Origin of the sequence: Bradyrhizobium sp. USDA 241 (assembly GCF_049739505.1) — a bacterium.
Lineage (GTDB): Bacteria > Pseudomonadota > Alphaproteobacteria > Rhizobiales > Xanthobacteraceae > Bradyrhizobium > Bradyrhizobium liaoningense.
The window spans coordinates 1,916,281-1,930,561 of sequence record NZ_JBMGPZ010000004.1; the positions used below are offsets into that span (position 1 = coordinate 1,916,281).

At 63.2% G+C, this 14,281-nt stretch carries 13 protein-coding genes and 1 tRNA gene; 2 read left to right on the forward strand and 12 right to left on the reverse strand.

Annotation, left to right across the window (positions count from 1 at the left end):
* Nucleotides 1-32: 32 nt before the first annotated feature.
* The 12 genes from ABIF91_RS18770 to ABIF91_RS18825 form a co-directional block, all read right to left on the reverse strand.
* The gene (locus ABIF91_RS18770) at nt 33-1,115 is read right to left on the reverse strand and encodes an ABC transporter permease (protein ID WP_424579374.1); all 1,083 of its coding nucleotides are present in this window, start codon (nt 1,113-1,115) and stop codon (nt 33-35) included.
* Nucleotides 1,115-1,873 carry an ATP-binding cassette domain-containing protein gene (locus ABIF91_RS18775; protein ID WP_028181022.1) on the reverse strand — a complete coding sequence of 253 codons (759 nt, stop codon included), beginning with the start codon at nt 1,871-1,873 and terminating at the stop codon, nt 1,115-1,117. The genes ABIF91_RS18770 and ABIF91_RS18775 overlap by 1 nt, the downstream gene beginning before the upstream one ends.
* A gap of 12 nt (nt 1,874-1,885) precedes the next feature.
* On the reverse strand, nt 1,886-3,208 hold the full coding sequence (gene xylA / locus ABIF91_RS18780; RefSeq protein WP_028181021.1) for a xylose isomerase: 1,323 nt from the start codon (nt 3,206-3,208) through the stop codon (nt 1,886-1,888).
* Entirely contained in the window at nt 3,205-4,662 is a 1,458-nt protein-coding gene (gene xylB, locus ABIF91_RS18785) for a xylulokinase (RefSeq protein ID WP_028181020.1), read from the reverse strand. The genes xylA and xylB overlap by 4 nt, the downstream gene beginning before the upstream one ends.
* An 81-nt stretch (nt 4,663-4,743) precedes the next feature.
* Nucleotides 4,744-5,787, reverse strand: a complete 1,044-nt coding sequence (locus ABIF91_RS18790) for a LacI family DNA-binding transcriptional regulator (protein ID WP_424579303.1) — start codon at nt 5,785-5,787, stop codon at nt 4,744-4,746.
* Nucleotides 5,788-5,880: 93 nt separating this feature from the next.
* Complete coding sequence (locus tag ABIF91_RS18795; RefSeq protein WP_035695024.1) at nt 5,881-6,366, reverse strand: GNAT family N-acetyltransferase; 486 nt, start codon at nt 6,364-6,366, stop codon at nt 5,881-5,883.
* A gap of 9 nt (nt 6,367-6,375) precedes the next feature.
* Nucleotides 6,376-6,957 carry a helix-turn-helix domain-containing protein gene (locus ABIF91_RS18800; RefSeq protein ID WP_028181017.1) on the reverse strand — a complete coding sequence of 194 codons (582 nt, stop codon included), beginning with the start codon at nt 6,955-6,957 and terminating at the stop codon, nt 6,376-6,378.
* A gap of 173 nt (nt 6,958-7,130) precedes the next feature.
* Nucleotides 7,131-7,451 carry a type II toxin-antitoxin system RelE/ParE family toxin gene (locus ABIF91_RS18805; RefSeq protein ID WP_080660008.1) on the reverse strand — a complete coding sequence of 107 codons (321 nt, stop codon included), beginning with the start codon at nt 7,449-7,451 and terminating at the stop codon, nt 7,131-7,133.
* Nucleotides 7,438-7,656 carry a hypothetical protein gene (locus tag ABIF91_RS18810; protein WP_028181015.1) on the reverse strand — a complete coding sequence of 73 codons (219 nt, stop codon included), beginning with the start codon at nt 7,654-7,656 and terminating at the stop codon, nt 7,438-7,440. Before ABIF91_RS18810 ends, ABIF91_RS18805 begins: the two co-directional genes overlap by 14 nt.
* 43 nt (nt 7,657-7,699) lie before the next feature.
* A tRNA-Gly gene (locus ABIF91_RS18815) sits at nt 7,700-7,773 on the reverse strand.
* A gap of 874 nt (nt 7,774-8,647) precedes the next feature.
* Nucleotides 8,648-9,991 carry an IS1380-like element ISBdi2 family transposase gene (locus ABIF91_RS18820; protein ID WP_424579304.1) on the reverse strand — a complete coding sequence of 448 codons (1,344 nt, stop codon included), beginning with the start codon at nt 9,989-9,991 and terminating at the stop codon, nt 8,648-8,650.
* Nucleotides 9,992-10,093: 102 nt separating this feature from the next.
* Nucleotides 10,094-11,362 carry an IS256 family transposase gene (locus ABIF91_RS18825; RefSeq protein WP_038952271.1) on the reverse strand — a complete coding sequence of 423 codons (1,269 nt, stop codon included), beginning with the start codon at nt 11,360-11,362 and terminating at the stop codon, nt 10,094-10,096.
* Between the two features lie 553 nt (nt 11,363-11,915).
* Between ABIF91_RS18825 and ABIF91_RS18830 the strand changes: the two genes are divergently transcribed.
* Nucleotides 11,916-12,980, forward strand: coding sequence for an IS630-like element ISRj1 family transposase (locus tag ABIF91_RS18830; protein WP_026192128.1), 1,065 nt, complete (start codon nt 11,916-11,918; stop codon nt 12,978-12,980).
* Nucleotides 12,981-13,350: 370 nt separating this feature from the next.
* Entirely contained in the window at nt 13,351-13,494 is a 144-nt protein-coding gene (locus ABIF91_RS18835; RefSeq protein ID WP_155252189.1) for a hypothetical protein, read from the forward strand.
* The last annotated feature ends 787 nt before the right edge of the window (nt 13,495-14,281 follow it).

Genomic DNA, 14,281 nt, shown 5'->3' on the forward strand with positions numbered 1-14,281 from the left:
CATTTTCGTTGCCTTCCCGAGACGACGTCACGTCAGGTCATCCGCGAGCGGATACGGTCGACCAGTACGGCGAGGATGATGATCACGCCCACCAGCGTCTGCTGCCAGTAGGAGCTGACCTGCGCCAGCACGAGACCGTTGCGGATCACTTCCAGCAGCACGCAGCCGACGATGGCCCCGAGCGGGCCGCCAATGCCGCCGGCGAGGTTGGCGCCGCCGATCACGGTCGCCGCGATCACGTTGAGCTCGTAGGATGTCGCCATGTTGGCCGGCGCCGACCCGAGCCAACCGGAGATGATGATGCCCTGGAGCCCCGCGGCGAGCGCGCAGATCACGTAGACCTCGATCTTCACCCGCACCACCGGAATGCCGGTGAGCTCGGCCGCCTTCTCGTTGCCGCCGAGCGCGAAGACGTGACGGCCGAACGAGGTGTGATGCAGCACCACGGCCATCGCCAGCGCGAGGATCACCAGATAAATGAAAGGCACGGGTACGCCGAGCACGTCGCCCGAGGTCGCTGCGTAGAAATAATCGGCGTCCGGTCCGCCCGGAAAGCTGCCACGGCCGTTGGAGACGACGTAGCCGAGCCCGCGCACGATCGAGAGCATGCCGAGCGTGGTCACGAAGGGCGACAGCCCAAGCACGGCGATGCAGAAGCCGTTGACGAGGCCGGCGATCAGCGCCACGCCGAGGCCGGCGACGATTGAGACCAGCAGGATCAGCCCGGGCACATTGGCGAGCACGGTCTTGCCGTCGGCCGCCATGTGCACGAACAGCGCGCCCGCGGGCGAGCCGGGCGTCGACAGCTCGGTCATCACCATCGACGTGATCATGGCGGAGAAGCACATCATCGAGCCGACCGAGAGGTCGATCCCACCGGTGATGATCACGAAGGTGACGCCGAGCGTCGCAATGGCGATGAAGGAGAAATTCTTCGCCACATTCTGCATGTTGCCTTCGGTGAAGAAGTAGGGGCTGGCGAAATGCATGATCACCAGCAGCCCGGCCAGCGCGAGCAGCACGTAGCCGGTCTGGGAGGCGAAGATACCGCGCTGCCACCATCTGATCTTGCCGACATTGGAGAACGTGATCGGGGATTCCATGGGCATGGTCATCACGCCGCCTCCTTCGCACCGGTGATGAGAGCGGTGACTTCCTCTGGGCTGGTCTGTTGGATCGGCTTGTCGGCGCGCTTCTCGCCGCGGCGCATGACGATGACGCGGTCGCACACCGCGAACACGTCTGGCATGCGATGCGAGATCAGCATCACGGCGACGCCCTGCTCCTTCAGCCGATGGATCAGGCCGAGCACCTGCTCGACCTGGCGAACAGAGATGGCGGCGGTCGGCTCGTCCATCATCACGAGCCTGGCGTTGGACAGGCGCGTCCGGGCGATCGCGACCGCCTGGCGCTGGCCGCCCGACATCTGCTTGACGAGATCGTCGGGGCGCGTCTCCGACCGCAGCTCGCCGAACAGCTCCAGCGCGCGCGCCGCCATCGCCTTGTGGTCAAGCAAGGCGATGGGTCCGAATTTGCGCTTCAGCTCGCGGCCGAGGAAGACGTTGGCTGCCGCCGTGAGATTGTCTGATAGTGCAAGGTCCTGATAGACCACCTCGATTCCGACAGCGCGGGCATCGACCGGGCGGTTGAAGTGGACCGTGCTGCCGGCAAAGCGGATCTCGCCGTGGGTGGGGCGGAAATTGCCGGCGATGATCTTGACCAGCGTCGACTTGCCCGCGCCGTTATCGCCCATCAGACCGACCACTTCGCCAGGGAAGACCTGCATCTCGACATCGTGCAGCGCGCGGATCGCGCCGAACTCCTTGCCGATGCCGGTCAGCTCGAGGACCGGTGTTGCGTCGGTCTTTGCCATCAGCGGTCCTCCTCAGACGTAGCGGTTGACGAGGGATTCCAGGTATTCCTGCCGGCCCGAGCGCGGCTGCGGGTCGAAACCGGGACTCATGGCACGGTCGGCGAGATCGGCGAGCGAGCGCTGGCCGCCGAGAATGGCGCGCCCCTCAGGGCTGGCCCACCCGTCGTAACGCTTGGCAAGCGGCTCGGTGAGGACGGCGGCATCGATCATGTCCGCGGCGGCGAGGAAGGCACGCGCGCAGGCATCCATCGAGCCGACATGGGCATGGATCAAATCGTCGGGGTCAATGGACTGACGGCGGATCTTGGCGTCGAAATTGAGTCCGCCCGAGGTAAACCCGCCGCGGTTCAGGATCTCGTGGAACACCAGCGCAAGCTCGCCCACGCTCATTGCGAACTGGTCGGTGTCCCAGCCGAGCAAATCGTCGCCGCGGTTGATGTCGAGCGAGCCGAAGACACCGAGCGCCTCGGCAAGCGCGACCTCGTGATGGAAGGAGTGGCCGGCGAGGATGGCGTGGTTCTGCTCGATGTTGAGCTTGACGTCGTTCAGGAGATCGTAGCGTTCGAGGAAGCCGTAGCAGGTGGCGACGTCGAAATCATATTGATGCTTGGTCGGCTCCTTCGGCTTGGGCTCGATCAGGATCGGACCTTTGAAACCGATCTTGTGCTTGTGCTCGACGACGAGCGAGAGAAAGCGGCCGAGCTGGTCGAGCTCGCGCTTGAGATCGGTGTTGAGCAGCGTCTCGTAGCCCTCTCGCCCGCCCCACAGCACGTAGTTCTCGCCGCGGAGCCGGTGCGTCACCTCCAGCGCGGCGCGGACCTGGCCCGCGGCATAGGTGAAGATATCAGGGTCCGGATTGGTCGCGGCGCCCGCCATGTAGCGGCGGTGTGAGAACAGGTTTGCGGTACCCCAGAGCAGGCGCACTTTTGCGGAGGCCATCTTCTGTTCGAACAGATCGGCGATCGCGTTGAGGTTGGCGACGGATTCCGCGAGCGTGGCGCCTTCCGGCGCCGCATCGACGTCGTGGAAGGTGAAGAACGGCACGTCGAGCAGGCGGAACAGCTCGAAGGCGACGTCAGCCTTGGCGCGTGCCATCTCCATCGCGTCGGTGCCGTGGTGCCAGGGCCGCAGGAACGTCTCGCCACCGAAGGGATCGCCGCCCGGCCAGCAGAAGGAATGCCAATAGCAGACTGCAAAGCGCAGATGATCCTCGAGCCTGCGGCCGTGCACGAGCCGGTCCTTGTCGTACCAACGGAAGGCGGGCGCGCTTGCGGCATCCCTGCCGGCAAAGGCGACGGGTGCGCTTGCATCGAAGAACTTTGCTGACGCGTTCACTTGACGGACTCCTTCAATGCTGGGTAAAGCGCGCGCCACCGCCGATAGGCCTCGTCATAGACCGAAACGACGGATGCACGGGGCGTGAAGGTCGCGAGCCGCCGCGGACGGGTGCAGACCTCCGCTGCGTCTTCGCCGGTCGCAGCGATGCGGCCAAGCCGCGCGGCGCCGAGCGCGGCTCCGACCTCGCCTTCCTCGACGCGGTGAACGGGAATGCCGAGCACATCGGCGCAGATCTGCGCCCACAGCGCCGAGCGCGAGCCGCCGCCGACGAGATCGACTTCGGCGATCGGCCCACTCGCCGCGCTCAGCGCCGCCAGATTGTCGCGCGCGGCAAAGGCGACGCCCTCGAGCACGGCCTGGACGATCTGGCTCCGGCCGGTCGCACCGCGCAAGCCGACAAGGGCGCCGCTGGCCGCGGCATCGTTGTGCGGCGTGCGTTCGCCATCGAGATAGGGCAGGAATCTGATCGGGCTTGGTCCGTCGACGCGCTCGCCGAGCGGCGTCAGCAGCGCTGCAGCCGGCGTCTCCATCACGCCTGCGAGCCACGCAAGCGAGGCAGCCGCCGACAGCATTACGCCCATCTGGTGCCAGAGGCCGGGCAGCGCGTGACAGAAGGCATGCACGGCCGACGCCGGCGCCGGGGCGAAGCGATCGGTGACGCGGAACAGGACACCCGACGTTCCCAGCGACAGGAAGGCATCGCCCGGCACGATCGCGCCGAGCCCGATCGCGCTGGCCGCATTGTCGCCGGCACCGCCCGCGACCACGACATCCTTCTGCATGCCCCAGCGCCGCGCGTAGTCCGGCGCGAGCACGGCGCTCACCTCACTGCCCTCGACCAGGCGTGGCATGTGGTGCAGATCGAGCCCGGTGGCATGCAGCAGCAGGGCCGACCAGCGACGCAGACCGACATCCAGCCACAGCGTGCCGGCCGCGTCCGACATGTCCTCGACCATCTCGCCGGTGAGGCGATAGCGGACATAGGCTTTCGGCAACAGCACCTTGGCCACGCGGTCGAAGATTTCGGGTTCATGCCGCGCGACCCATAGCAATTTCGGGGCGGTGAAGCCGGGCATCGCCAGATTGCCGGTGATCGTATGCAGCGAGGGACAGCGCCGCTCCAGCGTGGCGCATTCGGCCTGCGAGCGACCGTCGTTCCAGAGGATGGCCGGACGCAGCGGCCGGCCGTCCTTGCCGAGCAGCGTCGCGCCATGCATCTGGCCTGACAGCCCGATGCCACGAACCTGCGCAACCTCGCGCGGCTGGCGCGCGGCGAGATCGTCGATTGCGCCGATGGCCGCATCGACCCAGGCGTCGGGATCCTGCTCGGACCACAGCGGCGCTGGGTGCGACAGCGCAAGTTCGCGCGCCGCCGTCGCGACGACCGCGCCGGCTTCAATCACGAGCACCGCTTTCACACCGGACGTGCCGATGTCGATCCCGAGATACACGCTATCCTCCCTTTTGCCTGCTGCGGTGCGCGATCTTGCGTCGCTTTCCCCGCAACGGGCCGTTCCGAAATCCGCCTGCCGCTAAGGCAGATTGTCCCGCATCACGATGTCGATCCTGATCTTCTCCTGTTCGCGCAAGATCGGCTCGCCGCGGGCGAGCGCCAGCAGCACGCGCACGGCCGCGCGCGCTTCATGTCCGGGGTTCTGCGAGATCGCAGCATCCATCACGCCCTGCAGCAGCAATCGGCGCGTCAGCGCCGTGACGTCGTGTCCGACGAACACCACCTGCTTGTCGCGGCCGGACTCGCTCAACGCTTTGGCGACGCCTTGCGTGCCGGCACCGACGTTATAAAGACCAACAATGTCGGCATGGCTGCGGAGCAGCCGGCCCAGCAGCTGCTCCGAACGGTCGTCCTCGTCGCGTCCTTCCAGCACCGGCAGCACGCTGAGATCGGGGAATTCCGTCGCCATCACCTGGTTGAAGCCGAAGATGCGCTCGGCGTGATCGCGCAGGCCCTGCGAGCCCGCCATGATCGCGACCTTGCCGGACCTTTGGCCGACCAGCCGCCCGACCAGCGCGCCGGCAGTGCGCCCCACCGCGATATTGTCGATCCCGACATAGTGGTGCCGGCGCGAGGATGGTACGTCCGAGACCAGCGTCACGACCTTGGTGCCGGCATCGACGAGATCGTTGATGGCAGCACGCACGCCGGGATGATCCAGCGCCACCACGGCAACCCCGTCGCAATCGCCCGACAATGCCTCCAGCGAGGCCGCGAGCGCGGAGGGGTTGAACACGTCGGTTACGACCGTCTCGACGCTGAGGCGGCGGGCCGCCAGCCAGGCTGCCATCTCGCCGAGATAGGCCTCGATCTGCTGCATGAACGGGTTTGGTCCCGACGGCATCACGAAGGCGAAACGGCGGGCGCGGCCGCGGGCGAGCTCGGCGGCGGCCACATGCGGCTGGAACGAATTGCGTTCGATCGCCGCCTTAACGCGCCGCACCGTGTCCGGCCGCACGCCCGGGCGATTGTGCAGGACGCGGTCGACTGTCGCGAGACTGACGCCGGCCTCGCGGGCGATGTCCTTCAGGGTCAGCGCGGTCGGGGTGAGCGTCTCGGCCATGGCTGAAGGCTAGCAGAGGTGTTTTGAGGTGCGCAACTCATTTTGAGGCGACCTCGCTGATTTGCGTGCCTTGCGAGGAGACGCACTCCTGAGCTACCGACGCGCCGGCGCGGACAGGTCCAGCGCCAGGAACAGGCTGTTGGGATCCTCGACATAGCCCTCGAACGGGCCGCAGGCGACGAAACCGTGCGCCCGGTAGAGCGCGTGCGCCGGCTTGAAGTAGTCCCACGAGCCGGTCTCGAGGCTGAGACGCGTCATGCCGCGCGCACGAGCCTCCGTGATGATGTGACGCAGCATCCGGCCGCCATAGCCGCGCCGCCGCGCGGTCTGCAGCGTGTGCATCGACTTGACCTCGCCGTGGCTCGCCGAAAGCGTCTTCAACGCCCCGGTGGCGACCAGCGTCTCGCCGTCCCAGCCGGTCCAGAACGCGACATCGGGTGCACGCAAGCCCGCAAGATCGAGCGCGTGGGCGCTGCCCGGCGCCGTCTGCGCCCGCGCGGCCGTGACGTGGTGATCGAGCAGCGCGACGACGCGGGGATCATAGGTGTCGCCGGTGCGGATCTGCGTGCTCGTCTCCATGTCCTGCCCTCAGATCTTGCCGTAGGACGCGCCGCGCCTGATGATGATGACGTAGCGCGCGTCCTGCCTGGTTTCGTTCTCGAAGATCACAGCGCGCATCACGTCGAAATCCAGACAATCGCCCTCGCGCAGCCGCACCGCCTTGGCATCGACATGCACGGCGATCGCGCCCTCCAGCATCAAGAGCTGCTGGGTGAAGGCGTTGCGGCCCCAGGGGCTGTAGGAGACGCGGGCGCCGGCCGGAAGGTCGACGACGATGATCTCGATGCCGCTGGCCGCATCCGGCGGCGAGGCATGACGCCGGCGATAGCCGCTGTCAGGATCGCGCCAGAGCGGCTGGTCGGCAAGTCGCACCAGGCGCTCCGGCGGCTTTTCGGCGAGCGCGACGACGTCGCTGAGCGTGACGTCGAGCGCCGCGCAAAGCTTGTTGAGCAGCGCCGCCGTGGCACTGCTCTGCGCCCGCTCCACCCGCCCGATCATGGCCCGGCTGACGCCGGAGCGGCCTGCAAGCTCGTTCAACGTCATGCCCGCCTGCGTCCGCAGCGTTTTCAGGCGCCGACCGATGGCGCGATCGAGTTTCTGCTGGTCCATGGTCTCCATCACACCCGTTGCCTGGCAACGGACCGTATAGAGAGCTTACTACGGAGCTCGGCAAATGCCGGAAGGCGAGAGTTCAATATATTGGAATCTCTCCGGCTGGCGGCCGGGAAGATAGTTCAGGCTTAGTGGGTAGACGACGTCTTCATCAGGCATCGTCTGCCCTGCTACCCGTTCTCGTCATTGGAAAAGATTGCCTCGATATCCTGCCTGCCATCGAGCACTCGCACGATCTCGGCCCGGTCACCCTTCAGGCGATAAAAGATGATCTGTGGAGCGACTGCCAGCGAACGTAAGCCGTACCGAATTTCGTCTCGCGACCGCCCCGCGGAGGGAAAGTCCTCGATGAGTGCGACAGCTTTCCCGATCTCGCGCAAGGTCTTGTCGGCCGTCGCAGTCCCTGCCACTTCGGCGTAGTATTCCCAGAGTTGATCAATATCATCGAGAGCTTCCGGTGACCAAATAACCGAAAGCCTACGCTCCACCATGTCCTGAATTCTTTTCGCGAAGAAACTCTTCTATATTCAGAGCCTCCCCCTTGCCTGTATCGAGCGAATGGATGCCGCGGTCGATTTCAGACCGAAGAGCGCTGAGCTTTTGTACATGCGAAAGCAATTTCCGGCCAATCTCTTCCTGATCGGCGGCCGGCAGCCGGGAGATTTGCGCAATGGCTTGTTCGAGCTTCCTGACCATAACTTCAGCCTACCACATTCGGGACATCGGTCGGACCGAAACTTGGAGCGGGCGAAGGGAATCGAACCCTCGTATGCAGCTTGGGAAGCTGCCGTTCTACCATTGAACTACGCCCGCAATCCCTTGAGATTGCTATAGATTTTCGCCTCGCCGGAATTGGCGTGGCACGGTTTTGGCACGCCGACCGCGGTCACCGTATCCACCCCGCATGCAAATTCATATCGAACACCAGAAGGGAGTCAAGCAGGCCGAGCTTGTGAGACGTCCGGGAACCGGCGGCGCATCAGTAGGATGATCTGATCCTCAGGAATGCGCGACACCGGTCCGGCGATTCACCGTCGAACTCGTCTGGCTCGTGCGGATGCGCAGAGAGGCGATGATGTGGGCGAACATGCCGAGCGCATTCCGCGCGTCCTTGGTAACGAGCGATTCGATCGCGGCGTCAATGTATGCGCCCCCGCGATCGAACAAGGTAAAATGCTGAGCAAAAATTGCACGAGGCAGTTGGACCCTGTGCGCCCGCCCCGAGGTGGATTCTCGAATGCTTTCACGGACGGGACATTGCGGGCAGCATTGTACCATCCATTCCAGTGGGTAACTACGAGCCCCGACCTTACTAAATTGATCAGAAAATCAAACACTTTGAAGAGTAATGGTGCCTGGGAAAGGATTGTGAAGGCTGCCGCCTGACCTATTGAATCCTGCTTTTTTCTAGCATGGCCGAGCACCGGTTTGCCACCGCTGTTACACAGCGCTCCGCACTCCTTCTACTAGAATCTTTGTCCAGAACAATTTTAGCTGGCCGAATCATGTGCGGCGATACTAGCCCGTCCTATTCGTGAGAGTGCGTTTTTCTAGTCCGATTGATGTGGCCGCACATCTGCTCTGACGAGGCGCACAGGAGTGCATTCGGCTTTTCACCGCCTGACCACCCGTACTTTGCAACGCGCTTGAGGGATAGGTTGGGCGAACGGGGGCGGACGCCCCCCGGTCAAGGACTGAGCGGCAGCAGCGCGCCGGGCAAGCCGCGGATCAGATCGGCTTCGGGACATGCCGCGGCGAACGCAAGGCGAATGCGGCTCGTGGTCTCGACCACACGGGCAGCGAGTTTCAAGAGACGAAGACGCAGCGTCGCGAACTCGGCAGCGGCCAATTCCCGGGCTTTGGGAATGGCGTCGCGCACGGTCAGCATCAGCCAATAAGCGGCCGTATGGAGCACGAGACGGACCTGGTTGGCGAGCGCCGAACGGCAGCTGGTGCGATCGGAGGCGAGCTGCGTCTTATGCAGCTTGATCAGATTCTCGGCTTGGCCGCGCGCGCAATACAGGCTGTCGTAGATCCACTCGGCCGAGCCGACATCGAGGCTGGTGACGACGAAGCGGATGTCGAGGCCGAGCATCGTCGCCTCAATACGGGCGACAGTGCGCCGTTCGCGATCCCAGGACTTTGCCTTGTGGCGCGTCTCGGTATAGCCACGCAGAACCGGCAGGTTCTCGATGGCGCGTCGCGTGCGGATGTCGTCGGCGACCTCGTCGACTTTTCTGGCGAGCGGCTTGGTACCGGACAGACCGAAGATGTAGTCGATGCCGTTGGTCTCGCACCACGCCATGGCCTCCGGCCGGGCATAGTGCCCGTCGCCACGGAACGTAATTCGCGTGTTGTGCCACCGCGTCCGGATATGCCGTACCAGGCGGCGCAGAAGGGCACGCACCTCGACGCCGCCCGGCGTCTTGCCGGGCCGCAGCACGACCGCCACGGGCCGGCTCTTCTCCGTGTCGTAGACGTGGATCGGCAGGAAGCAGCGTTCGTCATAATGAGCGTTGAACAGCGAGAGCTGCTGATGGCCGTGGACGACGTCGCAGGTATCATCGATGTCGAGCGTGACGGATGCCGGCTCGCGCGGGTAGCTATCCATCCATGCGTCGACCAAAATGTAGGTCAGTCGGATCACGTCGCGCAGGCGCGGAGCATTCTCCAGCCGCGACAGCGTCGGTTGGGAACACAGATCGCGGCCCGTGTCCGGCAGCCGTCCGCAGGCCAGCTTGAATGCGGGATCGGACCGCAGATGATCGAGGTCGTCGGCGTCCTCGTAGCCGCAGCAGATCGCGAACATGCGCGCGCGGAACATATCGACAAGGCTGTGCACGACCCGCGTCGGATCGCGCCGATCCGGGAACACCCGGGCCAGATTGTCGGCCAAGCCGAGACGCCGCTCGGCCATCGCCAGAAGCATCACGCCCCCGTTCGAGGTCAGGCGACCGCCATCGAAGGCAGCTGTGACTTTCTTGGCGTGAACGGCTGGAAACGAGAAGGGCAGAATCGTATCATCGGTCATGGCGGGCGTGGCGTTCGCGGTTGAAGGTGATGGGGTGGCTTCGCAACCGAATCCTACGCCGCATCAGCGGAGCTATGGCTGATTTTGGGTGACGCGGCCTGATCAGGCGGCGTGGCTTTCAGTGTTCGGAATGACTTCGATTCCGTCGATGAACTTTACACCGGCGATGACTTTCGGCAACTGGTTCGTGCTCTTCAATCGCCGCCAGGTCTTCGATGCGGCGTCGATGAGCTTGAACACCATCAGCTTCGCAGTTTGTTGCGACAGCGATCCCTTGGTCCGCACCGTTCGGTGGCGCACCGTGGCGAAGACGCTCTCGATCGGGTTCGAGCTGCGTAGGTGGATCCAGTGCTCAGCAGGGAAGTCGAAGAAGGCGAGCAGCGCATGGCGATCCTTGATCAGGCACTCCACCGCACGTCCGTATTTGACGTGGTATTTCTCGACGAAGACGTCGATCGCGGTTTCAGCTTCGGCCCGGTGTGGGGCCAGATAGATGTTCCGCAGGTCGTTCTTCATGGGGCCCTGCACGGATTTGGCGACCTTGTCGAGTACGTTGCTCACTTTATGGCACCAGCATCGTTGGTGCCGCGTGCCGGGAAAGGCCTCGTCCAGTGCCTTCCAGAAGCCGAGGGCGCCGTCGCCGATGGCGAGTTGCGGGGCAATCCGTAACCCGCGTTGCCGCAGGTCGATCAGGAGTTCGCGCCAGCTCTGCGCGCTCTCGCGCACGCCGACCTGGAAGCCGATCAGCTCCTTCTTGCCTTCCGGCGTGGTGCCAATCAGCACCAGCATGCATTCGCTGTGATCTTCCATGCGGGCCTGCAGGTACACGCCATCGGCCCAGATGTAGACATAGCGACGCGCCGACAGATCGCGTCTCTGCCAGCGTTCGTACTCGACCTGCCAATCGGCCTTCAGGCCGGCGATCACCGAAGGCGACAGGTTCGGCGCATCCTTGCCGAGCAGCGCCGAGAGCGCCTCCTGGAAGTCGCCGGTCGAGATGCCGCGCAAATAGAGGACCGGGATCAAGGCATCCAGGCTCTTCGTCCGCCGCGCCCATAGCGGCAGGATTGCCGAACTGAAGCGGAGGCGGTCGCCTGGCCCGCTCGCTCCGCGGTCGCGGACCTTGGGACGAGCGACCTCCACCGGACCGATGCCGGTCGCAATCTCGCGCACCGGACCGTGCCCATGTCGGACCAGGCGCGCTCGACCGTCGGGCAGCGTCAGATTGGCCGTGCTGGCCAGAAACGCGCCAACCTCGATCTCGATCGCCCTGGCAAGCAGGTCCCGCGCGCCGGCACGAACGATATCGGTCAGTGGATCATCAACCGCGGACGGCTGACGGAAAGCAAGAACATTGGTAGTCTCGGTCATGGCGTATCGCTCTCCTCGAGAGGTTCTGGCAGGCTCGTCACCCGCCTCGATACGCCGCCTTCCTCACACCGTCATCACCCAGATTCCGCCATAGCTCGCTCAAATAGCGAGGCTCAAGGTTCATTATCGCGGGACAGAGAAGACGACGAGGACCAGGACCAGGACGATCAGCCCCGCTACAATAAAACCCTCATGTCGGTCTGTAATCCATCGTCTTACACTTAACAAAAAGGACTGAGTGTTTCGCTTTTGAAACAGTTGCGCCATCGGGACTCTCCTTGGTTGCATTGACCTGCTGAGCAGGAGCCAGAAGCGAAAATGCTGGCTGCTGCTCATGAGAGCACGAGCGTCCGGATGCGTCTAACGACGATACACCTATTGGTTGTGCTTGTCAATTGCTGCAGTCCCTCTACAGACTGATGCTTCAGAAGCGGAAGAAAATATGACTGCGATCAATGCGGCATCAAGCTCGACTGATCGCAGTTGTCATTGTGACTTTTATTCGGGCTAGTACCCACTTTTCTTGGAACGTGAGTCGTGATTCAAGGTCGGGATGATACCCGAAGCAAGAGAAGTCCACCTTTCGAGGAAAGATCGCAAGGTGCTTGAGGCGTGCTGTCGCTCACCGGTGACGTTGCAGCGCGATTTGAAGCGGGCGCGGATAGTTCTGTTGGCGGCGGATGGGCGCAGCACCCGGTCGATCGCCAAGGAAGTTGGGGTCCAGCCGCGGATTGTCAGCCTTTGGCGGCATCGCTATGCCGACCATGGCCTTGAAGGGCTGCAAGACAAGCCGCGGCCTGGCAAGCAGCCGATCTATACGAAGACGACCGACAAGCGGATTCTGAAGCTGCTGGATAAGCCGCCACCGCAAGGGTTTGCGCGCTGGACCGGCCCCCTGCTGGCCGAGGCGCTGGGCGATGTCGATGTCCAATATGTCTGGCGGTTCCTGCGCAGCCACAAGATTGACCTGGTGGCTCGCAAGTCCTGGTGCGAGAGCAACGACCCGAACTTTACGGCCAAAGCCGCCGATGTTGTCGGCCTCTATGTCGCGCCGCCGGCGAAGGCCATTGTGCTGTGCGTGGACGAGAAGCCCTCGATCCAGGCTTTGGAGCGAGCGCAGGGTTATCTGAAGTTGCCCAATGGCCGCGCCTTAACCGGCCAAAGCCACGATTACAAGCGGCATGGCACCACAACATTGTTTGCGGCGCTCGAAGTCGCCACCGGAAAGATCATCGCGACCCATTCAAAACGCCGGCGCCGCGTCGAGTTTCTCGATTTCATGAACAGCGTCACCGCGGCTTTTCCGAACCGCAAGCTTCACGTCATCCTCGACAACCTCAACACCCATAAAAAGAACGAGGACTGGCTCAAGGCCCACCCCAACGTGCAATTTCATTTCACGCCGACAAGTGCGTCATGGCTCAATCAGGTCGAAGTATGGTTTTCCATCTTGCAGGGGCAGTCGCTCAGCGGCACCTCCTTCACGAGCCTCAAGCAGCTTCAGGAACACATCGATGCCTACGTCAACGCATACAACGACAGAGCCGAGCCCTTCGTCTGGACCAAGAAAAAGGTCCGTCAACGCCGTTTCAAAGGCCGCCGTATCACTCAGCTCTGATTCCGGGTACTAGCACCGGAGACAGATGTGCTCAAGATATTCTCCACCTTCCACTAGTACGCAAACGTGTCACCCGAGCCACAATCCCGAATCTATGGTCCGTCCCGAATCTATGGTCCGTAACCGACTTCGTATCGTCACGCCACAGGGCACCAAATCTCACCTGAGCGACTCGAAGAATTACGACGCATATACAAGGAGGTCTCGGGAGAAGAGATCACGACAGCAGAGGCGAGTGAAACGGTGCATCGTCTCCTCGCGCTCTATAGATTGATTTCGCGCCCTTTACCCGGCGAGAGTGAGGGGTCTGGAGAGCCTTACGTCCTTTCGCAACAACCTCCGGTTCAAAATGCACCCGAAGAACTCTGATATGGATGATGCGCTGACCGTCTTCGGTTTGCAGGTCGCTGAGAATTTCTTGTGCCCACTAGGCACCCTTGCCATCCAAAGTTCTAACGTCCTCGTCGACTCCCACCAGACCGTCAGTGAAATGACGCTGAAGCAGCGATTTTAGATCGTCCAGTTCCAAGTGCCCCCATCGATGTGCCCCCCCGACTATAAGGGCCGCGCTATTCAACGCGGACAGACGCCTCCGAACGCTGCTCTGAGCGAGCCAGCAGCCCGGGGAGTTTGCTCGACAAGTAGCTAACCTAGCAGTATGAGCGGACTAAGACATCAACAGCGCCTTCTCAATCTAGCGTGCACCCGGCTTGCGTCAGGATAAGTCCTGGAAAGGAGGAAGAATGTAGTCTGAAACCTTTCAACGTGACCCAGAGGGTTCGACGCCCTCCCGGCAAAGGCGGAGCCCGCCAGCCGGAAGCGAGTCTTGCATGGGTGACGGCAACGTCACTCGTGAAGCGTAGACAGCGGGTACTGAAGCCCTGTGACCAGCCTCGAAATCACGGTCGTGCTGAAGCCTTCGCCGTGTTGGATCCGGGGGCAGCACTGGGAAAGCCGCTATGGCCAGGCTGACCGGTTCGGCCGGGGTCTCTGAGCAGGGCAAAGGTACGGGATGGGACACCAGGAAACCTGAGAGGTCCCGTTTGTGCCCACATGGGAAAGCCGGCACGGAGCACCGGCCACAGCAACGCTCCAGGCCTGATGACCGACTTGGCGAGCATCGGGAGCGCGCACGGAACACGAAAACACCAAGGCATGTGGAATCCCGAGGTGAAGACATAAGCCGACGGACGCGCGCGGCGGGGAGTCGTAGCGGCTTCGTAGTACCGAGGAAGGCGGGGAACTGGGCTCACCGGGACCCGCTCGAGGGAAGGGAGCCGTCACGCGTTAAGACCCATTGA

What these genes read in the sequence shown, in the direction of transcription:
- ABIF91_RS18790 (WP_424579303.1), bottom strand. Translation starts at nt 5,787, where the DNA reads ATGGCCGAGACGCTCACCCCGACCGCGCTGACCCTGAAGGACATCGCC.
- ABIF91_RS18800 (WP_028181017.1), bottom strand. Translation starts at nt 6,957, where the DNA reads ATGGACCAGCAGAAACTCGATCGCGCCATCGGTCGGCGCCTGAAAACG.
- ABIF91_RS18830 (WP_026192128.1), top strand. Translation starts at nt 11,916, where the DNA reads ATGATACCCGAAGCAAGAGAAGTCCACCTTTCGAGGAAAGATCGCAAG.
- ABIF91_RS18820 (WP_424579304.1), bottom strand. Translation starts at nt 9,991, where the DNA reads ATGACCGATGATACGATTCTGCCCTTCTCGTTTCCAGCCGTTCACGCC.
- ABIF91_RS18835 (WP_155252189.1), top strand. Translation starts at nt 13,351, where the DNA reads ATGGATGATGCGCTGACCGTCTTCGGTTTGCAGGTCGCTGAGAATTTC.
- ABIF91_RS18805 (WP_080660008.1), bottom strand. Translation starts at nt 7,451, where the DNA reads ATGGTGGAGCGTAGGCTTTCGGTTATTTGGTCACCGGAAGCTCTCGAT.
- ABIF91_RS18770 (WP_424579374.1), bottom strand. Translation starts at nt 1,115, where the DNA reads ATGACCATGCCCATGGAATCCCCGATCACGTTCTCCAATGTCGGCAAG.
- ABIF91_RS18825 (WP_038952271.1), bottom strand. Translation starts at nt 11,362, where the DNA reads ATGACCGAGACTACCAATGTTCTTGCTTTCCGTCAGCCGTCCGCGGTT.
- ABIF91_RS18810 (WP_028181015.1), bottom strand. Translation starts at nt 7,656, where the DNA reads ATGGTCAGGAAGCTCGAACAAGCCATTGCGCAAATCTCCCGGCTGCCG.
- ABIF91_RS18775 (WP_028181022.1), bottom strand. Translation starts at nt 1,873, where the DNA reads ATGGCAAAGACCGACGCAACACCGGTCCTCGAGCTGACCGGCATCGGC.
- ABIF91_RS18795 (WP_035695024.1), bottom strand. Translation starts at nt 6,366, where the DNA reads ATGGAGACGAGCACGCAGATCCGCACCGGCGACACCTATGATCCCCGC.